This is a genomic window from Ancylomarina longa, from assembly GCF_003996985.1.
Classification (GTDB): Bacteria; Bacteroidota; Bacteroidia; order Bacteroidales; family Marinifilaceae; genus Ancylomarina_A; species Ancylomarina_A longa.
Window position 1 is genome coordinate 17663 of sequence record NZ_RJJX01000020.1, and the last position, 20001, is coordinate 37663.

Below are 20001 nucleotides of genomic sequence, written 5' to 3' on the forward strand. Positions count from 1 at the left end.
AAACATATCTCGAATGACTCAATATAGGCCACCGCTATTAAATCTGCCTCCGGTAGTAAAAAATCTTCTTATCATTAATGTGATCATGCTTCTTGCAAGTATGTTTCTACGCAGTAAGTTTGGTATTGATCTGGATAGATATCTAGCATTATATTATCCTAAATCCACCTATTTTCAGCCTTTCCAATTGATCACACACATGTTTATGCATGGTGGATTTTCGCATCTATTCTTTAATATGTTTGCCCTTTTTATGTTTGGACGGGTTTTGGAAAGCGTATGGGGTCCAAAACGATTTCTGATTTATTATATGGCAACAGGTCTTGGCGCTGCTGCCCTACACACCTTTGTTGGTTGGATAGATTATTCCTCCATGAAATCTGCAGCAGATGCATTCCACAATACTCCAACTCCTGATTTGATGCTCACTTTCATCCGGGAACATGTAGGTGCTGTTAAACCATGGGTGTTAGATTTTGTTAATTCCTGGTCTGATAATCCAAGTAATTCATTTCAAACCCAAAAAGCTGTTATGATGGTAAACCAAATGGTTATTGAACACATCAATATCCCTACTATTGGAGCTTCTGGTGCTGTATTTGGAATACTTCTGGCATTCGGAATGCTTTTCCCAAATACTGAATTAATGCTTCTATTTCCACCTATTCCAATCAAAGCAAAATACTTTGTAATTGGATACGGAGTTTTGGAGTTATTCATGGGAGTTCAAAATCAAACAGGAGACAATATTGCACACTTTGCACATTTAGGAGGAATGCTTTTTGGATTTATTCTGATTAAATACTGGCAGAAGAATTCGAAACGTTTTTATTAACGAATCAAAAAAGAGATATTAGATTATAGATCTGTTTGTAGAATATGGAAATCAAGAGTCAATATCAATAACGAATATTTATTTATGAGCATAAATTTTAACAATCCATACCAAAGTTATTCCAGTCAGAATATCTGGGATGGAATTAAAAGTTCGTTCCGAGAAGGAAGTGTACTAACAAAATTGATTTATATCAACCTTGGAGTTTTTCTTGTTGTAAATATTGTAAGTGTTATAACCTGGATTATGGGGATTCAAAATCCGCAAATTCCATTTTTAGTGAAATGGTTATCTGTACCCGCTGATACAAATGCCTTATTGCATCGCCCGTGGACAGTTTTTACTTATATGTTTCTGCATCAGGAGTTCCTGCATATTCTATTTAATATGCTATGGCTATACTGGTTTGGTCGAATTTTCCTAACTTATTTAGATCAGAAAAAATTGCTCAGCATTTATTTATTAGGAGGGATTACAGGAGCTGCTGCATATATATTCGCGTACAATCTTTTTCCTATTTTCGAAAATGTGAGATGGGGTTCTTTTGCCTTAGGGGCTTCGGCATCCGTTATGGCAGTTGTTTTAGCCACGGTTGTATATGCTCCAAATCATATAGTTCGTATGATGTTTATTGGTTCTGTTAGAATTAAATATATTGCACTATTTTTTCTCTTTACAGATATTATAAATATACCTCATGGAAATGCCGGAGGACATTTAGCTCATTTAGGAGGAGCATTTTATGGATGGTTATTTATTTACCAATTGCGCAAAGGAAAAGATATTTCGTCTGGATTTAATGCATTGATGGATTCCTTTTTTAGTCTTTTTCGAAAAAGAAAAATGAAAGTGAGCTATAAGAAAACCCAACAAATGACTGATGAAGAATACAATAAATCCAAAAAAGAGAATCAGAAAGAATTAAATCAGATTCTAGAAAAAATAGCAAAATCAGGATATGATAGTCTGAATAAGGAAGAAAAAGCTATTCTCTTTAAATCAAGTGATAAAAAGTAAATCAATATAGTGAGGAATATTCTCCATAAAGCTCTTGTAATTTTTAGCTTGATTTTTTCAGGAGCATTACTCCTGACTTATCTTACTCCTTACATTAGTCCTGAGAAATTTTGGCCTATTGCTTTTGGAGGATTGGTATATCCTTACCTTTTGGGTATTAATTTTCTGTTTGTTTGTTATTGGATCATTCGTAAGAAATGGAGTTTTCTGCTTCCCTTAATCGCAATTTTAATTGGCTATCAGCATCTCTCCAATTTCGCTCAATTTAATTTCTCAGCAAAACCCGAACACCCGAAAGAAGCTATTAAAATTCTCACCTATAATGTACGTTCCTTCGATAAATATGAATGGACAAAGGATCCAAAAACACCCAATAATATTTTGAAAACAATATCTGAAAGTGATGCAGATATAATTTGTTTACAAGAATTCCGATTTACATTAAGTGGATTATTATCTTTAAAAAACCTAAAACAAAAAACAGCAAGTAATGCCTATTTCTACAGTAACAAGAGAAATGGTACTGCTATATTTTCAAAATATCCTATCCTTCATAAAGGCGAAATTAGGTTTGCAAAGGGAAATCTATGCGATGCTATTTATACTGACCTTTTAATTGGTTCCAAAACAATAAGAGTATACAATCTTCACCTGGAATCAAACCGATTGGGAGGGAAAAATTATGCATTTATAAATAAAAAAGAATTTAATGCTGATGAGCAGGAATTAGAAGAAATTAAAGATATTTCCACTCGCTTACGTCAAGCTTTTCAACGAAGAGCAACGCAAGCTCGAATCATACGAAATCATATTAATAAATCGCCATATCCAATTATTATATGTGGTGATTTTAATGATACAGCTTTCTCTTACACCTATCACACTATAAAAGGAAAATTATCTGATAGTTTTCAGGAAAAAGGGAAAGGTATAAGTACTACTTATACGGGAGATTTTCCATCATTTCGCATCGACTATGTTTTACATGATGAACATTTTTCCTGCTTGAGTTACAAAAGAATTAAAAAGGAATATTCCGATCATTTCCCTGTATTCTCGGAATTCAAATTTTCAAAACCAGCAAAAAATTAATTTACAGATACATGATATCTATGCTGAGTTACAAATATATTGTAATCACGCGTTTGGTATTTGGCAACAATATTAATTGTTGTATCTAATATAGTATCTGTATTTCTTGGAATTATATATTGAACTGAACCTCCTTCGGAATACATTGGTTTAGCCAATGGTGGAATATACTTTCCCTTCATTAAATCCGACACGTAAAATACTACTCGTTTGGAGTAATTACTTAAAAAGAATTTGAGTTCAACCCTATCATTGGAGATGAACTTTTGGACTTCAATACTCGGGAAATGTTCCCGCAAACTACCATCTCTTTTATACTCCTTTAATCCGATTCCTGCTTGCCCGTGATAATATGGTGTTTCAGCCCAAATTTTACCATTAGAATAGTATTTCTTCTGCAGACCTTCCTTTTCGTCCTTCACATAGGGAGTTAAGCTATAAATTTTACCATTTTTATGATATTTTTTTGCTACCCCACTTTTCTCATCATCCACGTACATAATTTCATCACTCAATACACCCGAAGGATAATAAATCCGAGATATTCCATCCCGTACCCCATTACGAAAAGTGACTTCTCCAACCAACCTGTTCTGACGATCATACTGTTTTACCACCCCATTCTCCACAAAGTCAGCCTCTTTTTTATGTTGTTTCCCAGTCTTTTGATCACAGGAAATTAGAACCAATAGTAATAAAATCAATACTATATTTCTCATAGGTATCTTTGATTTAGACTTTCTGAATCATAGGAAATTTCATCGGCCTTGTTATTTTACAGGGATAGCATAAGATTAATGCTATTCTTCGTAAAACTCCAATAAATCCACCCCAATATTCTGCTGGAACAGACTTACAGTTCATTAAAAATAATCCAAACAAAGGGAACTTAAAAATAAATTATCCAATATAGCTACATTAATTTCTTCCGCTTTAACAGATAGGTTTGCAAAACAGTTTTAAACTCATCTCGAATATCAGCATCCACATAGTCGATAGAATATTGCCCACACAAAAGCTCTAATTCCTTATAAAATTTACTTTGCTTTTTCTGATAAATTGCTCTTATCTCGGATGGATTCATTTTTATTGTACTTCCGGATTCTAAATCAATAAATTGAGTTGGTCGGTTCTTGAACTTAAAATCTACTTCCAATTTTTTATCCCGAACAGAAAATAATAGTACCTCATGTTTATTGAAACGGAGATGCTGCAAAGCCTCTAATATTTCTCTTGGAGTTTCCGCACCCATAAAATCAGAAAAAACAATTACCATGGATCGTTTATGCAGGCTCTCAGCCAATTGATGTAAAGAATTAGATATTCTGGTGTCCTTGTTTTTCTCAATTCCAACAGTATGGAAAAGCTTATTTAGGTGAGAATATAACAATTGTGCATGCGATTGACTTAGTTTTGCAGTAGTCAAAATCTCAATATCTTCGGCAAAAGAACACAATCCAACTGCATCTCTTTGTTTTCGGAGCAAGTGAATCAAAGCTGCAGCACAAAGAACTGAAAAACTTAGCTTCGACTGATTTTTTTGTTGATAGGGGAATAACATAGAGGAGGAAGTATCGATGACAATATGAACGCGCATATTCGTTTCTTCCTCAAACTGCTTGACAAACATCTTATCACTTCGTGCATATAACTTCCAATCTACGTGCTTGGTTGATTCCCCTTTATTATACAAACGATGTTCAGCAAATTCAACAGAAAATCCATGATAGGGGCTTCTATGTAATCCTATCAAAAAACCTTCCACAATCTGTTGAGCCAGAAATTCCAAATTGTCGAATTCTTCATATGGTATTAAATCGTTAAGCTGCTCCATCATCCTTTAAATTGATAAAAAAAGGGCATAGAAAATTGATCTCTATGCCCATGATATAAGGTTTGTATTATTTACAATATAGCATCAATCTTTTCAGCCAAGCTTGATTTAGGTACAGCACCAACTTGTTTGTCAACAACCTCGCCACTTTTAAAGAAAAGAACGGTTGGAATGTTACGAATTCCAAATTTAGCAGAAGTAGCAGGACAGCTATCTACATCTAATTTGGCAACTACTACCTTTCCGTCGTAATCCTGTGACAGCTCGTCCACAATTGGGCCAACCATTCTACAAGGGCCACACCATTCTGCCCAGAAATCAACCAATACCGGCTTATCTGATTTCAATACAAGCTCTTCAAAATTAGAATCGTTTACTTCAATTGTCATGATAATCTATTTTTAGCGTTTTATATTTTATTTTAACTAGTGCAATTTAATTAATTTTGAATTCAATTTCCGAATTGTTTTTAAAATATCCGATCAATTCATTCGTTAGATTCACCCTGCAACTCCGGGAGAACATCTTCACTTTCATATTATTCTCATCAGCGATAATAAAATTCACTTTCAAGTTACCTTTATTCTCCTCCATACAGCTGAACATTTCTGCAACCAACTCTTCGCTTAGATTTTGTACGGGAATAGTAAGCGTAATTTGTTTCACTTTCTTCTCCATAAGTTCAGTGAGAAGAGAAATATTTTTCACCTTAAATTCGAGTTCTGTGGAATCTCTCGGCCATGTCCTTATTTGAACCTTACCATTAATATAAACAGATAAGCCTTCTATAAAATAATTACTATATTCCACAAAATCTTTTGCAAAGAAAGCCATTTCATATGAATCCGTGAAATCCTCAATGTTAACAATTGCAAAAGGATTTCCATTTTTTGTAGTTCCTCTGCGTATTGCCGTCACCATACCTGCAATATTCACTTCCTTATCTTTAAAAGTTGGCATTTCTGTTGCCAATTGAGCAAGTGTTGCATTACAGAAAGATTCTATCTCCAATCGATAATCGTCTAATGGATGTGCTGACAGATAAATCCCAATTAACTCTTTCTCCTTATTCAAGCGTTCCAGCTTGTTCCACTCAGCACATTCAGGAATTCTTGGTGGTACAACCACATAGTCTTCAACATCACCAAACAAAGTTTGTTGCGAATTGTTCTTCTCAGCCTGCAGTTTATTTCCATACTTCACCAAATATTCCATAAAACTAACATCGGTTTCATCTGGATGAAAGTATTGACTCCGTTTTAACCCGAAGCTATCGAAACCTCCCGACATAGCAAGATTCTCAATAGTTCTCTTGTTAACAGATCTTAAGTTAACACGCTCTACAAAATCAAAAATATCTTTGAATGGACCCTTTTTTCTTTCTTCGATAATATCATCAACGGCTTGCTCTCCAACTCCTTTAACCGCCGCCATACCAAAACGAATTGCTCCTTCTTTGTTTACCGTAAAACGAGAATAGGATTCATTCACATCAGGTCCTAGCACAGGCATTCCCATGCGTTTACACTCATCCATAAAAATAGTCACTTTCGTGATGTCGGATAAGTTACGACTAAGTACTGCCGCCATAAATTCAGCAGGATAATGAGCTTTCAGAAATCCTGTTTGGTAAGCAATGTAAGCGTAGCAAACAGAATGAGATTTATTAAATGCGTATTTAGCAAAGGCTTCCCAGTCGGACCAAATTTTCTCGATTAACTTATCGGCTTTATTGTTATCACCTCCAACACCTTCCATAAATTTCGGATTATCGTGACAACCATTGATGAATTTCACCTTTAATTCATCCATCATTTTGATCTGCTTTTTCCCCATTGCTTTACGCAAAGAGTCCGACATACCTCGAGTAAATCCCCCTAAAGCTCTGGATTGGAGCATCACCTGTTCCTGATAAACTGTAATTCCATAGGTATCTTTCAGATAATCCTCCATAATTGGATGATCGTAAGCAATCTCTTCTTCCCCATTCTTTCGTTTAATGAACGAAGGAATATATTCCATTGGTCCCGGACGATACAAGGCATTCATGGCAACTAAATCTTCAAAACGGTTCGGTTTTAGGGCACGAAGGTGTTTCTTCATTCCTGGAGACTCGAACTGGAATATAGCAGTTGTTTCCCCACGACTAAACAACTGAAAAGTCTCTTCATTTTCCAGATTTACATTGTTGATATCAATATCAATTCCTCTAGACAACTTTACATTAGCCAATACTTCTTTGATAATGGATAATGTTTTAAGACCTAGGAAGTCCATCTTTAACAGACCAATGTCTTCCACAAAACGACCGTCGTACTGTGTTGTCAATAATTCCTCCCCTTTGGTAGGCATTACCGGCAAATGCTCATCCAAAGGATTTTTTCCAATCAAAATACCGCAGGCGTGTACTCCTGTTTGTCTTACCGATCCCTCTAAAGCTTCAGCAAATTTAATTGTTTGGGCGATGAGCGGATTGGGAGAATCTTTTTCTTCGAGAAGAGCAGGTTCTTCTTCGTATGCTTTCTTAAAGCTCATCTTTGGCGCTTCCGGCACCAGTTTGGTCAGGCGAATTGCTTCAGCTAATTCTAAACGTAAAACACGAGCTACATCCTTAATCGAACTTTTGGTAGCCATGGTGCCAAAAGTGCAAATATGCGCAACTTTATCATGTCCGTATTTATTCGTTACATAATCGAGTACTTCCTGTCGCCCATCGTCATCAAAGTCGATATCTACATCGGGCATTGAGATACGGTCGGGATTTAAAAAACGCTCGAACAGTAAATCGTATTTTATGGGATCAACATCGGTAATCCCGATACTGTAGGCTACCACGGCTCCCGCGGCCGAACCACGACCTGGACCTACAATTACGCCATTATTTTTTGCCCAATTAATAAAGTCTTGTGTAATAAGGAAGTATCCGGGGAAACCCATCGTTTTGATGGTGTTCAATTCGAAATTCAGGCGTTCAATTACGTGATCTTCAAGATTATCTCCATAACGTTTTTTAGCCCCTTCGAATGCAAGGTATTCAAGGTAATCAGACTCTAATTTAATAGACAATACCTTATCGTAACCTCCCAATTTTGCGTAGCGTTCTTCCTCAAACTCCTCGATAAGTTTTGCTTCATCGTATTTCTCTTTATAGTTTTCCAGAGTTCCAAATTCTTCCGGTATATCAAACGAAGGCATAATAGGATTGGCATCCAACTCAAAAGCTTCCACTTTCTCAGCAATCTCAATTGTATTAGCAAGTGCTTCTGGTACATCAGCAAAGAGCTCATTCATCTCCTCTGTTGTTTTAAACCATTCCTGCTTGGTATATCGCATTCGTGTAGGATCATCGTAATCGCGTCCGGTATTAAGACACACAAGTACATCGTGAGCTTCGGCATCTTCAGGATTCACAAAGTGCGAATCATTAGTGGCAATAAGCTTAACACCAAGCTCTGCTCCCAATTCACGAATCACCTTATTTACTCTTATCTGGTTTTCCCAAATATCACCCTTCAAGCGAGGATCATTATTTGGGTGACGCATAATCTCCAGGTAGTAATCCTCATTAAACACATCCTTAAACCAAAGGATAGTTTCTCTTGCCTTATCAATATTACCAGTCATAATGTGCTGAGCAACTTCGCCCCCCAAACAAGCACTGCTCACAATAAGTCCCTCGTTGTATTTTTCAAGTAAATCCTTATCAATACGTGGTTTGTAATACATACCATCGGTATGGGCAATCGATGTTAACTTCAAAAGATTTTGATATCCTTTATAGTTTTTAACCAGTAATATAATGTGATAACCCGACGCATCTATTTTGTTTTCTTTTCGCAGATGTCCACGTTTTGCCACATAGGCTTCCACACCAATAATTGGTTTGATGCCAACTTTACCGCAAGCTACATGAAACTCTTTTACACCAAACATACTACCATGGTCGGTTATAGCAACAGCCGGCATACCATCTTCTTTAGCTTTAGCTGCAATTTTATCTGTTTTGGCAGCTCCGTCGAGTATGGAATACTGAGTATGAACATGCAAATGAACAAAAGATTGTGGGGTAATATTTTTTATTGCATCCTGTCTCTTACGCTCTTCCTCTTCAATGGAGATTTGATCGAACGCAGTATTGACCTTAAAAGATTCGTACTTGATACCAACAAGCTTAATAGACTTCGGATTATTAAGTTTAAAGGCTTGAATCTGCTCCGTCGACATATTTAGAAGTTCAGATCTTAACCCCTGAACCCGAATCAACTCCAGGAAACAGCGAGAAGTAGCTTCCACATCGGCCGCCGCATTATGTGCTTCGGCAAAAGGAACGCCAAATAGCTTCATATGAAGCTCGGTAAGTGTAGGATTTTTAAGTTGACCTTTGCGTTTCAGATCACAATATTCCTTACTTCCAGTCATGGTATCGAGAGCAATGGCAGTAAGAAGTTCCTGCTCATCCATCTCACAACGCAAGAGTTCACAGCCAACTATGTTGATATCGAAAGAAACATTGTGTCCAATAATATATTTCGATTTCCTCACATCCTCCATAAAATCAAGCAGAGCCTCTTTGAGCGAAATTCCTTTTTCCAGAGCTATTGCTGTTGAAATACCATGCACAGCCACCACATCATCAGGAATGGTAAACCCCTCAGGTGTGATCACATGATTTTTAGCAAACAGAAAATTACCTTCTATATCGTGACATTGCCAAGCTAGCTGCACCATACGTGGCCAGTTGTCAAAATCACTTAATGGTGCTTTCCATTTTTTGGGTAAGCCTGTGGTTTCGGTATCAAATATTAAAAACATCTCAGTATCAGAATTATAATAGTTATGCCTTTAAGCGAGAGGCAGTTTGCGAAGATTAAGGAATAAAAAAAAGGGATCCAGTCAGGCAAAATTAGTAATATCAATGAACAAACACCTCCAAAATTATCAACAATCTAATTTTATTGGACGTACGATTGCAGGGAATCCACGATTGGGCGCTATTGCGTGAGGGATAGAAGCGGCATCCTTTTGCGAAGGAACGTAGCAAAAGATATAGCGGATAGCCCGACCTATATGGGCACGCCCTAACCTCCTGTCAGGGTGATTATTATCTATTAAAAATATTCTTAAACGATAGGTTTTTAAACCAAAATAAAATTGTATCTTTGTCGCGCTTATAAATCGTGGTATGTATGCCACAACTATAATGTAGGCAAATTTATTAATCTTATTTTAAAAGAATTATGCCAGTAAAAATTAGACTAGCGAGACATGGTCGTAAAAGAAATGCTTTCTACCACATTGTGGTAGCAGATAGCAGATCACCACGTGATGGTAAGTACATTGAGCGTATTGGATCTTATAATCCAAACACCAATCCTGCTACAATTAATCTTGATTTTGACAAAGCTTTAACATGGCTTGGAAACGGTGCACAACCTACTGATACTGCAAGAGCAATTTTATCTTACGAAGGTGTAATGATGAAAAAACACTTGTTAGAAGGTGTGAAAAAAGGAGCTTTTGATGAAGCTGCTGCTGAAGAAAAGTATGAAGCTTGGAAAAAAGAGAAAGAAGCTAAAATCAACGCTAAGAAAGATGGTCTTTCGAAAAGTGCTGATGAAGCTGCTAAAGCTCGTTTTGAGGCTGAAGCTAAGATTAGTGCAGACAGAGCTGAAGCTATCGCTAAAAAAGCTGCTGATGTGGAAGCTGCTGCTAAAGCAGAAGAAGCTAAAGAAGCAGGTGATGCTGAAACTGCAACTGAAGAAGGAGCTGAAGGAACTGAAGCTTAATTTTGATTGCATGCTAAAAATAGAAGATTGTTATCTTGCCGGGTCGTTCATTAAAACTCATGGAGTAAAAGGTGAACTTGTTGCTAAGAAAAACAGTGATCTTCTTGAAAATAATAAATTGGAATCAGTCCTTGTCGATATCGATGGAGGACTGGTTCCTTTTTTTATTCCTAAAAATGGGATTACCTCAAGAAATCATTCGAGCATAAGAATTTTATTGGAGGATATGGATTCGGAAGCCAAAGCAAAACGCTTTATCGGTTGCGACATCTATATTCCGATAAAAGATGTGCCAGATTTTATTGAAGAATCCGACGAAATTGATCCCAATGTGCTGATTGGATTCACTTACGTGGATGAAGAGAAAGGCGAACTGGGCGAGATTGAAGATATTCAGGATTATTCCGGCAATATTGTTTTGGTGCTGACCATGAACAAACAGGAAGTATTAATTCCTTTTGCCGACGAAAACTTTATCGACCTGGATGAAGCAAACAAAATCATCACCATGGTAACTCCCGATGGATTGCTGGACATGTACTTGTAACGTTTCTGCAAATTAAAATACTCCTTCGGCTTTAGCCGAAGGCTATCGATTTTCTGGAAGTTTAGAAATTTAAGCAGAGTTCCCATCCTCTTATTTAATCAATACTTCCCTTTCAAATTCGCGAATTCGGATTTTTAGGGTTTCGGGAACAGGCATACTCCCTCCTAACTTCTGATCATAGGCAACCATCACCTGAGAGGTTTTGGTTTTGATCTCACCAGTAACAACATCCACAATATTCTGAAATAAGCCAACACTTTTATTTCCTATTTTATAGATTTTAGTGTGTACTTCTATCTTATCTTTTAAAGTGATGGAGGATAAATAATCAATCTCCAGATGTGCTACAATTAAAGCAGAATCGCTCCATTTAATCACCTGCCCAAATACTTGCTCAAAATAATCCATGCGAGCCAAATCGAGATAACTTAATTGTATGCCGTTGTTTACGTGCCCCATCAAATCGATATCTCCGAATCGTATTTGTATCTTTTTTTTGTGATTGAATTCCATTGTAATAATTTTTTGCGAATGTAATTGCTTCTGTATTCATTAACAAATAATCCTCTGGCTAAAGCCAGAGGCAATTAATGAGGTAATTAAAATTAAGGTGCAACTTTTCGGCGAGCTGTTCGTCCTTTTATAGTACACGATTATTTATTTAAAACTTTTTGATATGAACACAAAACGTATTACTTCCCTTTTAAGCATTTTTGCTTTTGTATTAAGCAGTAGCCTGATCTTTGCTCAAAAGACAGAAAACAGAAATGTGGGATCATTTGAATCTATTAGTCTTTCGATCCATGCAAAAGTATATTTGAACCAAGGAAATTCCACTTCGCTTAAAATAAAAGGTAATGCAGATGATCTGGAGAAAATTCTCACAGAAACAGATGGCTCTACGTTAAAGATCAAGCGTAAAAAAGCCAGTTGGGGTTGGAATAAGTCTTTCAAAAGAATAGAAGTATATATCACAACTCCTACCGTCCGCAATTTGACAATTTCCGGATCGGGAAATATTATTACTCAAACACCTATCCATACTGATGATGCAGAATATGTAATCAGCGGAAGTGGAAAATTAATCGTCGATGATTTACATGCAAAATCGGTAAATTGTACGATTTCAGGCTCGGGAGATATTAATCTAAAAGGAAACGGTGTAGAAGATGTTGAAATTAATATTAGTGGTTCGGGTAATGTAAACGCAGCTAATTTGGAAGCGGAAAATGTGAGTATTCGAGTTTCCGGGTCAGGTGATTGCAAAGTTTTTGCAAGTAAGAGTTTAAACGCCAAGGTTGCCGGAAGTGGTGACATCTACTATCGTGGAAAACCTGAAAAACTGGAAACTAAATCGCTGGGATCCGGTTCTATTAAATCGGTTGGAATGTAACTTCTCTTCAATAAATACAAAATACTGGGCGCTGAATTTTATTGAATTTAGCGCCCTATTTTTTTTAAAGTATCATCGTATAAATACAATTGATCATATGTCCCTTTTAGCTCTTTTTTGATTTATTTCTCAGGTTTGATAGCGTAAACACCCTCGATAACCGGGTATCAAGACACGATTGATATCAAAAATACCACAATACATCATGCATCCATATAGGAAAATCGAGTATCGAAACACACTTCGGACTAAAAAATACACGACAGATTGTAGTTCGACACACCAAAATCGAGTATCGAGCCACCTAAATTCTAAAAGTTTTAATAAAAAAACTAAAAAATTATAGTTAAGCTTATAAGCTGAATTCAATATAGGAGATATACTCCTACATGCGTAATATTTCGAATTCGCCTCCTAATCCTATTTTGATAATACTGGAAGCTTTTATTTTTTCCATTTCTTCCTGGCGATAAGTAACTACATAGTCCACCGCCTCAATAATTTCAGCATCTATTTCCATGAAGTTAGCCGGAGATTCACAACCACTTTCATTTGCAGAGGTAGAAACAATTGGCTTTCTAAAACGCTTAATCAATCGTTGTGTAAATTCTTCGTTGGTGATCCTAATTCCAATACTACCATCGGAATTGATCAGGTTCGAAGCCAAATTTTTAGCTCCCGGGTAAATTATTGTCATGGGCTGATCGTTCGTATCAATCAAATCCCAGGCAATTTCAGGCACCTCATCTATGTATGAATTTAGGAGGTTTGGATTCTCCATCAATACCAACATTGCTTTGGCATCCTCCCGTTTTTTAATTTCATATACCCGTTTCACAGCTTCGTGATTGGTAGCATCACAGCCTATTCCCCAAATAGTATCGGTTGGATATAAAATTACACCACCATCTTTTAATACTTCAAGAGCTTTATTGATATCGTTTTGCATTGCAAAGTTGTTAAGTGCCTAAAGTATTAGAGTGTCTAGAGTGTAAATTATAGAAGTTTAAATACTTTCAACTCTAAGTACTTTAAGTATTTATAATTCTAAACGGCTACATTATATTCACGTAAAGCATCGTTCAAGGAGGTTTTTAAATCGGTAGATGGCTTGCGTTTCCCTATAATTAAGGCACATGGAACCTGATATTCTCCTGCAGGAAATTTCTTGGTTCGGGTTCCTGGAATCACCACCGAACGAGCTGGTATAAAACCATCATATTCTACTGGTTCCTCACCGGTTACATCGATAATTCGGGTTGAACCAGTAAGCACTACATTCGCACCTAAAACTACTTCTTTTTCCAGATGAACACCTTCGACTACAATGCAACGGGAACCAATGAAACAATCATCTTCAATAATCACCGGAGCAGCCTGAATTGGTTCTAAAACGCCGCCTATTCCAACACCTCCACTAAGGTGAACATGCTTGCCGATTTGTGCGCAAGAACCCACAGTTGCCCAAGTATCGACCATGGTCCCCTCATCTACATATGCTCCTATATTTACATAGGATGGCATCATTACAACATCTCTTGCAATAAAAGCACCATAACGGGAAACAGCATGTGGTACCACCCGAACTCCCAATTCGGCATAGTTGGTTTTCAATGCCATTTTATCGTGGAATTCGAATGGACCAACTTCTATGGTTTCCATCTTACGGATCGGGAAATACAAAATCACTGCCTTTTTAACCCATTCATTCACCTGCCATCCCTCATCGCTTGGTTGAGCGGTACGTAATATTCCTTTATCTAAAAGTTCAATTACTTCTTCTATATTTTTCTGCACTTCAAGAGAACTCAATAGCGTTCGGTCTTCCCATGCAGCTTCAATGCTTTCTTTTAAATTATTGTAAATCATTACTTGTAGCTTTTTATTTTGGTTAATTGAGAACAAAACTACTTAAAAAGTAGGACAAATTGAATAAACGCTCAGCCTAGTGTTAAGGTTGAAGATTCTAAATCTTGTGCTTTCTATTCCATCCTCCGGTAAAAAATAATTTACTCTGATTTTATTCGCTGTTAATGGTTCAATTCTTCTATTTTTGGGAAACGAAAAATCTACTTACTCTATGCAAAGTTCGACCTTTCTTTCAAATATCAATATCCATAAATCATGGAACCCTTTTCTATCTGATAAAATTATTGGCCTTCTACTAGAAATAGAAAAATCAATCTATCCGGAGAAATCTACGCCTCCTTCCAATTTGGTTCTTCGATTTTTAGAAATGGATTTGCATAGTATTCCTATCATCATCTTAGGGCAAGACCCCTATCCCCAGAAAGGAGTTGCAACCGGTAGAGCATTTGAAGTAAATGGACTGAATTCGTGGCATGATAAATTCAGGAATGTTTCGTTGAAGAATATTCTTCGCAGTATTTATAAGGCAAGCACTGGAAAAGAACTGAAATATTCAGAAATATTAACAAAACTAAATGAAGGAGATCGTTTGCCAATGCATGGTGATTTTCAAGTTCTACCACCCAACCAACTGTTTCGCTTTTGGAGTGAAAAGGAAAATATTCTATTACTGAACACTGCTTTTACCTGCGAAATCGGCAAACCAAATTCACATACTAAAATATGGTCTCCGTTTACACATGCATTGCTGCAATTCATAGCCAAAAACAATCAGAATATGATATGGTTTTTATGGGGTAATAATGCTCAGAACATCGTTAAGGATATGGCAATTCCAAATAAAATGGAAACAGCACATCCGATGATGTGCTATCAACGCGATAATGATATCCTTTTTGGTAAACTAAATCCTTTTCAAGCAACCATGCACTTGGTAAATTGGACTGGTCGAAAGAGTGTGCTTTAGATCTGTTTAAAATCGGTTAAAATCTGTTAAAAGTTGTTATAGTCTGCGGCCAAGCTAATTAAGTGGATTATATTTACCATTGAACAAGAAAATAATTGATTTGAAAACAATCTTTACCCTAAGCCTAATTATTGCTCTTCTCACCTCCGTTAATTGTTTTGCTCAAAAACAAAAATCGGATTCCAGTTTTATTGTATCCGGAAAAGTAATCAACCCGGAAAGTTTGGAAGGAATATCCTTTGCTCATATCAAAATAGCCAATACTTATTGGGGAATTGTTTGCGACAGTCTTGGTTTCTTTAGACTCCGCATTAACCCAAATCAAAAATTACGTATTAGTGCAATTGGTTACAAGGAGCAAGTTGTAAGTATAAAAACACCCAAAATTGAAGATGAGGTTTTCCAGGAAATAAAGATGGAACAGGAAAGCTATCTGTTGCAGGAGGTAAATATTTATTCTCTGGGCACCTGGTCCGATTTCAAGGAGAATTTTATCAAAACAGATTTACCAAAAAAAGAGAATATTGCAGAAACCTTTGATTTTGGAAATCTGAAAATGGATCGTGCCATGGCAAATTCATTGAAAAGAGGTGGTTTTGGATTCAGCTTTGGGTTTAATAGGAAAAAAGCCAAAGGAATACATATTCCTACTCCCATTGAACAATTACACAATCAATTTCTTGAGGAAAAATATAATCGTGAATTGGTAGCAAAACTCACCAACGAGAGTGGTAAACGATTAAATTTGCTCTTAAAATACATCAATACCAATGCTCATTTCACTTACCAAACAAGCGATTATTTTATTGGGAACAAAATCAAACAGCTTTACAAAGATTTCCTTCATGAAAATCCCAATTGGGAGTATGAATTCACTTATACTGATACTTTGGGCTTAATCCCAAATCATTTGCGACCATAGCAATTGCACCTTACACATACTAATCCTACCCACCCAACCTAATGAGCCTAAAACAAATTCTTTTTGTAACATTATTTCTATTTTGCTTTAACGCTTCGTTCTCAGCTCCGTTGGAACGGGATTCTCTTATCAGCATCTCCGGACAAATAATACAATCAAAGAATTTAAAGCCAGTACCTTTGGCAACCATTACTATTAAAAGTTCGCGACTGGGAACTGTTTGCGATAGCTCCGGAGTATTTCACCTCAAGGTATCGCCAATAGACACCTTTAAAGTAAGTGCATTAGGATATAAAGCAATAGATTGGGCTATTCCTGCAGTTAGGAATCTCGACATCCCTCCCTTTTTTCTGATTAAAATGGAGGAGATCTCCTATTTGTTGAATGAGATAGATATTTATGCTTTTGGAAGCTGGGAAGAGTTTAAGGAGAAATTGATACATACAAAATTGGAGGAAAAAAATCCAATCAATAAAGACATTATAAAACAACTAGCACCCTTTCACACCAAAAAACCAAATATTGTTCCAGCTCAATATCGTCCTAAAATCGAATCTCCTAAAATTTGGGATGCCATCTTTTCACCAACAGATTTTTTGTACAGCAAGTTTAGTAAAACGGAAAAAATCAAACAGAAATTAGCTCATAAAATCCGAAATGAGAGAAAGAACAGAAAGATTAGCCAAAAATATAATGCAACAATCATTGCAAATGCTACCAGGCTTAAAGGTGATGAGTTGGTTGCTTTCATGGAATATTGTGGTTCTAATATCAAGGTGAACGAAAACACATCAGACTATGAGGTGATGAGACAAATAATGGAATGGTTTGAAAAATATAAGAAAGAAAAAACTACAACAAAGGAGTGAACAATCGAGCCATAGACTCCTTAATCCTTTGCTTTCTGGATCTGCTTCTCCATCTATCCAGTTTCATTTCCTCGCTTTGTTCTAGATCTTCTAAATATCGCATTCGTAATTCCATGGTCGTATTCTCGTCATAAATTAAAGCATTCACCTCAAAATTTTGCTCAAAGCTACGCACATCCATATTGGCTGTTCCGACGGTTGCCATAATACCATCTACCATCATAATCTTGCTATGATTAAAACCACCTTGATAGAAATAAAATCGTACTCCAGCCTCTAATAACTCGTCTATATAGGAAAGTGTTCCCCAATAGGTCATATAGGAATCCGATTTCTCGGGAATCAAAATTCGCACATCAACCCCACTCATTGCCGCAGTTTTTAAAGCCATTAGTATACTACTATTCGGCATAAAATAGGGCGATGAAATATATACATTTTGTTTTGCCGATGTGATAGCCGAAAAATATGCTTGCATAATACTTGCCCAATCGGAATCAGCTCCCGATGCCGTAATTTGCAACAAGCATTTCTCCTTTGCCTTTTTGTATGGTAAATACTTCTTGTCCAACAAGACTTCCTGCCGAACAAAATACCAATCAATTAAAAAAACAATCTGCAGACTGGAAGCTGCTTCCCCGGAAACCTTTAAATGCGTATCTCTCCAATGTCCAATATCAGGAATCCCGTGCAAATAACGATCTGCAAAATTCAATCCTCCCACAAAAGCCACTTTACCATCTATCACAATTATCTTTCGATGATTCCGATAGTTCACTCTACTGGTTAAAATTGGAAAACGAACTGGTAAAAAAGCATGAATTTTTACTCCAGCCTGTCGCAAAACATTTACATATTCCTTGCTTAATTTCCAACTGCCTACATCATCATAAATTACTCTTACCTCTACTCCATCCTTCGCTTTTTGTACCAGAATATCCATTAATTCGGAAGCCAATTGTCCATCTTCAATGATATAATATTCCAGATGGATATGATCCTTAGCTTTCCGTAATGCTTTATAAATAGAACTGAAAGTTTCTTCTCCATCATTTAAAATCTTCACCTTATTATAACCAGTAAGCAAAGCTTTCGAGTTGTTGAGTAGGAGTGTCATTACATTCTTTTTCTCGTGAATCCGTTCGTCTTTCAGTAAGCGACTTTTTTCTAAGTGAAGTTTCTGGTCTTGGCTCATCACATGCAACCACTTTAAATCACCCAGTTCTTTAAGGCTGAACATTTTTCTTTTTCGAAAACTCTGTCCAAAAACCATATAAACAATGAATCCAAAAACGGGTAATAGAATCAAAACCAATATCCAGGATATGGTTTTTAAAGGATTTCGGTTTTCCAATATCACAATCATTACTGTGGCAAAGATGGTGATAGCATATAAAATCCCCAACACCTCAAAAAAGTGCACTAAATAATCCGGCCAGTTAATTGTTAATATCATAAGCAATGACGACAAAAGAAGATTTGTATCTTTGTTCTAAATTCAATGTTTATGAACTCAGAAAACTCTATACAATCTACAATAAATTATATCAAAAAAGAACTGCAAAACACTTACTCTTTACGGGAAATTGAAAGTATCAGTTATATTTTACTGGAACATATTCTAAAATATTCCAGAATTGAAATTCACATCAGAAAACAGGAGATTATTGAACAAAATTTAATTGAAGAAATTCATGCATGTGTAAAGGAATTGAAAGATCATAAACCGATTCAATATGTATTAGGAGAGACAGAATTTTACGATCTACGTTTTAAAGTAAATCGACACACCTTAATTCCCAGACCAGAAACAGAAGAACTGGTCCATGCTATCGTTACCGAAAATAAAGCAGATAATCTCAACGTGATGGATATTGGAACCGGAAGTGGCTGTATTCCCATAAGCCTGGCAAAGAACCTGAATCAGGCCAATGTATTCACTACTGATATATCAACAGAAGCCATTGTTGTTGCCAAAGAAAATGCACAAATAAACGATGCTGTCGTAACTTTTTATCATCGGGATATCCTAAACTGGAAAGATTTTGAATGGGAAAATTTTGATATTATTGTCAGTAATCCGCCATATGTAAAGGAATCGGAGAAAGCAAAAATGGAAAATAATGTTCTGGAATACGAGCCTCATCTGGCATTGTTTGTAACCGATCATGATCCTTTGATTTTTTATCGAACTATTGCTGATTTTGCTTTAGTTCATTTAAATAAAGGAGGGAAACTCTATTTTGAAATCAACGAAAGTTTAGGAAAAGAGATGACAGCACTTCTTCATGCAAAAGGGTTTTCGTCTATTCTTGTCCGAAAAGATATTAATGGAAGAAACAGAATGATGACCGCTACAATACCAGAATAAATGTATCAGAAAAAGAAGGAATTTACGATTAGTGCAGATGCAGCTCTTGCCAAAGTACAGTTTATCTGTAGCAGACAAGAAAAGTGTTGTTCGGATATTCGCAAAAAACTCCAAAACTGGAATCTCACACCAGATGATCAGGACAAGGTAATTGAATCTCTTATCGAAAATAAATTTATTGATGAGGAGCGATATACAAATTTTTACGTGCGAGATAAATTTAGATTTAACCGATGGGGAAGAATAAAAATCATTCATCATCTCAAACAAAAGCAGATTCCGGAATGGATAATATCCACTGCCTTAGAACAAATAGACGAGAAGGAATATGCAGACTGCCTGCACGATCTTCTTGTTTCAAAAATGAGAAGTATAAAGGAAGACGACAGTTACCAGCTGAAAGCAAAATTATTTCGTTTTGCACAAAGCAGAGGCTTTGAGTCCTCTATTATCTTATCGATACTAGAGGATCTGATCGCCGGAATGAAATAAATATTCA

The 20001-nt window shown here is 36.3% G+C and carries 19 protein-coding genes; 11 read left to right on the forward strand and 8 right to left on the reverse strand.

Annotated features, from left to right (window positions below; genetic code table 11):
* Nucleotides 1-13 precede the first annotated feature (13 nt).
* The 3 genes from DLK05_RS12710 (at nt 14) to DLK05_RS12720 (ending at nt 2944) form a co-directional block, all read left to right on the forward strand.
* A complete protein-coding gene (locus DLK05_RS12710; RefSeq protein ID WP_127344387.1) occupies nt 14-835 on the forward strand; it encodes a rhomboid family intramembrane serine protease in 822 nt (273 codons plus the stop codon).
* Nucleotides 836-919: 84 nt separating this feature from the next.
* Nucleotides 920-1852, forward strand: coding sequence for a rhomboid family protein (locus DLK05_RS12715; RefSeq protein WP_127344388.1), 933 nt, complete (start codon nt 920-922; stop codon nt 1850-1852).
* A gap of 9 nt (nt 1853-1861) precedes the next feature.
* Complete coding sequence (locus DLK05_RS12720; protein WP_209319868.1) at nt 1862-2944, forward strand: endonuclease/exonuclease/phosphatase family protein; 1083 nt, start codon at nt 1862-1864, stop codon at nt 2942-2944.
* Here the strand turns inward: DLK05_RS12720 and DLK05_RS12725 are convergent.
* From DLK05_RS12725 to dnaE, 4 genes are all read right to left on the reverse strand, one after another.
* Nucleotides 2941-3663, reverse strand: coding sequence for a toxin-antitoxin system YwqK family antitoxin (locus tag DLK05_RS12725; RefSeq protein WP_127344390.1), 723 nt, complete (start codon nt 3661-3663; stop codon nt 2941-2943). The genes DLK05_RS12720 and DLK05_RS12725 overlap by 4 nt on opposite strands.
* A gap of 194 nt (nt 3664-3857) precedes the next feature.
* Nucleotides 3858-4778 carry a DUF58 domain-containing protein gene (locus DLK05_RS12730; RefSeq protein WP_127344391.1) on the reverse strand — a complete coding sequence of 307 codons (921 nt, stop codon included), beginning with the start codon at nt 4776-4778 and terminating at the stop codon, nt 3858-3860.
* A gap of 71 nt (nt 4779-4849) precedes the next feature.
* Nucleotides 4850-5167 carry a thioredoxin gene (gene trxA / locus DLK05_RS12735; RefSeq protein ID WP_127344392.1) on the reverse strand — a complete coding sequence of 106 codons (318 nt, stop codon included), beginning with the start codon at nt 5165-5167 and terminating at the stop codon, nt 4850-4852.
* Between the two features lie 46 nt (nt 5168-5213).
* Nucleotides 5214-9590: a DNA polymerase III subunit alpha gene (gene dnaE, locus DLK05_RS12740; RefSeq protein WP_127344393.1), complete on the reverse strand. Its 4377-nt coding sequence runs from the start codon at nt 9588-9590 to the stop codon at nt 5214-5216.
* 425 nt (nt 9591-10015) lie between these two features.
* Between dnaE and DLK05_RS12745 the strand changes: the two genes are divergently transcribed.
* Together DLK05_RS12745 and rimM are read left to right on the forward strand one after the other, a co-directional pair.
* On the forward strand, nt 10016-10564 hold the full coding sequence (locus DLK05_RS12745) for a 30S ribosomal protein S16 (protein WP_127344394.1): 549 nt from the start codon (nt 10016-10018) through the stop codon (nt 10562-10564).
* A 10-nt stretch (nt 10565-10574) separates the two neighbouring features.
* A complete protein-coding gene (gene rimM / locus DLK05_RS12750; RefSeq protein ID WP_209319869.1) occupies nt 10575-11111 on the forward strand; it encodes a ribosome maturation factor RimM in 537 nt (178 codons plus the stop codon).
* 90 nt (nt 11112-11201) lie between these two features.
* Here the strand turns inward: rimM and DLK05_RS12755 are convergent, their stop codons facing one another.
* The gene (locus DLK05_RS12755) at nt 11202-11624 is read right to left on the reverse strand and encodes an acyl-CoA thioesterase (protein ID WP_127344396.1); all 423 of its coding nucleotides are present in this window, start codon (nt 11622-11624) and stop codon (nt 11202-11204) included.
* A gap of 163 nt (nt 11625-11787) precedes the next feature.
* Here DLK05_RS12755 and DLK05_RS12760 point away from each other — a divergent pair, with 163 nt between their 5' ends.
* Nucleotides 11788-12504 (forward strand): head GIN domain-containing protein, encoded by a 717-nt coding sequence (locus tag DLK05_RS12760; protein ID WP_127344397.1) that lies wholly within the window; start codon nt 11788-11790, stop codon nt 12502-12504.
* A 385-nt stretch (nt 12505-12889) separates the two neighbouring features.
* On the opposite strand, the gene DLK05_RS12765 is transcribed toward DLK05_RS12760, so the two are convergent.
* Nucleotides 12890-13453 carry an L-threonylcarbamoyladenylate synthase gene (locus DLK05_RS12765; protein WP_127344398.1) on the reverse strand — a complete coding sequence of 188 codons (564 nt, stop codon included), beginning with the start codon at nt 13451-13453 and terminating at the stop codon, nt 12890-12892.
* A gap of 98 nt (nt 13454-13551) precedes the next feature.
* Complete coding sequence (locus tag DLK05_RS12770; RefSeq protein WP_127344399.1) at nt 13552-14373, reverse strand: 2,3,4,5-tetrahydropyridine-2,6-dicarboxylate N-succinyltransferase; 822 nt, start codon at nt 14371-14373, stop codon at nt 13552-13554.
* 211 nt (nt 14374-14584) lie between these two features.
* Here DLK05_RS12770 and DLK05_RS12775 point away from each other — a divergent pair, with 211 nt between their 5' ends.
* The 3 genes from DLK05_RS12775 to DLK05_RS12785 all read left to right on the forward strand — a co-directional run bounded on the left by DLK05_RS12775 (nt 14585) and on the right by DLK05_RS12785 (nt 17131).
* A complete protein-coding gene (locus DLK05_RS12775) occupies nt 14585-15340 on the forward strand; it encodes a uracil-DNA glycosylase (RefSeq protein ID WP_127344400.1) in 756 nt (251 codons plus the stop codon).
* Between the two features lie 100 nt (nt 15341-15440).
* Nucleotides 15441-16262: a carboxypeptidase-like regulatory domain-containing protein gene (locus DLK05_RS12780; protein ID WP_209319870.1), complete on the forward strand. Its 822-nt coding sequence runs from the start codon at nt 15441-15443 to the stop codon at nt 16260-16262.
* Between the two features lie 41 nt (nt 16263-16303).
* Nucleotides 16304-17131 carry a carboxypeptidase-like regulatory domain-containing protein gene (locus DLK05_RS12785; RefSeq protein WP_127344402.1) on the forward strand — a complete coding sequence of 276 codons (828 nt, stop codon included), beginning with the start codon at nt 16304-16306 and terminating at the stop codon, nt 17129-17131.
* On the opposite strand, the gene cls is transcribed toward DLK05_RS12785, so the two are convergent.
* On the reverse strand, nt 17115-18587 hold the full coding sequence (gene cls, locus DLK05_RS12790) for a cardiolipin synthase (RefSeq protein WP_127344403.1): 1473 nt from the start codon (nt 18585-18587) through the stop codon (nt 17115-17117). The genes DLK05_RS12785 and cls overlap by 17 nt on opposite strands.
* Nucleotides 18588-18638: 51 nt before the next feature.
* Here cls and prmC point away from each other — a divergent pair, with 51 nt between their 5' ends.
* Entirely contained in the window at nt 18639-19502 is an 864-nt protein-coding gene (gene prmC / locus DLK05_RS12795; protein WP_127344404.1) for a peptide chain release factor N(5)-glutamine methyltransferase, read from the forward strand.
* Nucleotides 19503-19994 (forward strand): regulatory protein RecX, encoded by a 492-nt coding sequence (locus DLK05_RS12800; RefSeq protein ID WP_127344405.1) that lies wholly within the window; start codon nt 19503-19505, stop codon nt 19992-19994.
* The last annotated feature ends 7 nt before the right edge of the window (nt 19995-20001 follow it).

Coding starts and splice junctions, on each gene's coding strand:
- DLK05_RS12755 (WP_127344396.1), bottom strand. CDS start 11,624: ATGGAATTCAATCACAAAAAAAAGATACAAATACGATTCGGAGATATC.
- DLK05_RS12715 (WP_127344388.1), top strand. CDS start 920: ATGAGCATAAATTTTAACAATCCATACCAAAGTTATTCCAGTCAGAAT.
- DLK05_RS12760 (WP_127344397.1), top strand. CDS start 11,788: ATGAACACAAAACGTATTACTTCCCTTTTAAGCATTTTTGCTTTTGTA.
- DLK05_RS12770 (WP_127344399.1), bottom strand. CDS start 14,373: ATGATTTACAATAATTTAAAAGAAAGCATTGAAGCTGCATGGGAAGAC.
- trxA (WP_127344392.1), bottom strand. CDS start 5,167: ATGACAATTGAAGTAAACGATTCTAATTTTGAAGAGCTTGTATTGAAA.
- DLK05_RS12730 (WP_127344391.1), bottom strand. CDS start 4,778: ATGGAGCAGCTTAACGATTTAATACCATATGAAGAATTCGACAATTTG.
- cls (WP_127344403.1), bottom strand. CDS start 18,587: ATGATATTAACAATTAACTGGCCGGATTATTTAGTGCACTTTTTTGAG.
- DLK05_RS12785 (WP_127344402.1), top strand. CDS start 16,304: ATGAGCCTAAAACAAATTCTTTTTGTAACATTATTTCTATTTTGCTTT.
- prmC (WP_127344404.1), top strand. CDS start 18,639: ATGAACTCAGAAAACTCTATACAATCTACAATAAATTATATCAAAAAA.
- DLK05_RS12765 (WP_127344398.1), bottom strand. CDS start 13,453: ATGCAAAACGATATCAATAAAGCTCTTGAAGTATTAAAAGATGGTGGT.
- DLK05_RS12800 (WP_127344405.1), top strand. CDS start 19,503: ATGTATCAGAAAAAGAAGGAATTTACGATTAGTGCAGATGCAGCTCTT.
- DLK05_RS12710 (WP_127344387.1), top strand. CDS start 14: ATGACTCAATATAGGCCACCGCTATTAAATCTGCCTCCGGTAGTAAAA.
- DLK05_RS12725 (WP_127344390.1), bottom strand. CDS start 3,663: ATGAGAAATATAGTATTGATTTTATTACTATTGGTTCTAATTTCCTGT.
- dnaE (WP_127344393.1), bottom strand. CDS start 9,590: ATGTTTTTAATATTTGATACCGAAACCACAGGCTTACCCAAAAAATGG.
- DLK05_RS12775 (WP_127344400.1), top strand. CDS start 14,585: ATGCAAAGTTCGACCTTTCTTTCAAATATCAATATCCATAAATCATGG.
- DLK05_RS12745 (WP_127344394.1), top strand. CDS start 10,016: ATGCCAGTAAAAATTAGACTAGCGAGACATGGTCGTAAAAGAAATGCT.
- rimM (WP_209319869.1), top strand. CDS start 10,575: ATGCTAAAAATAGAAGATTGTTATCTTGCCGGGTCGTTCATTAAAACT.